Below are 334 nucleotides of genomic sequence, written 5' to 3'. Positions count from 1 at the left end.
TCGTCCCTGACGAGTCCCGGACCTTCGGGATGGACGCGTTCTTCCCCACCGCGAAGATCTACAACCCCAAGGGCCAGAACTACCTCTCCGTGGACCGGGACCTCGTCCTGGCCTACAAGGAATCCCCCATGGGCCAGCTCATCCACCCCGGCATCAACGAAGCCGGCGCCGTCGCGGCCTTCACCGCCGCCGGCACCGCCTACGCCACCCACGGCGAACCCCTCGTGCCGATCTACGTGTTCTACTCCATGTTCGGCTTCCAACGCACCGGCGACGCCTTCTGGGCCGCCGCGGACCAAATGACCCGCGGCTTCATCATCGGCGCCACCGCAGG

1 pseudogene is annotated in these 334 nt (G+C 67.1%); it reads left to right on the top strand.

Going from position 1 to position 334, the window contains the following annotated elements:
* Nucleotides 1–334: pseudogene (locus tag AB4Z38_RS25900) on the top strand (pyruvate dehydrogenase (acetyl-transferring), homodimeric type); the annotation flags it as partial.

The organism is Arthrobacter sp. 2RAF6 (genome assembly GCF_052115205.1).
Classification (GTDB): Bacteria; Actinomycetota; Actinomycetes; order Actinomycetales; family Micrococcaceae; genus Arthrobacter.
This window is presented reverse-complemented; position numbering and strand designations above follow the sequence as displayed.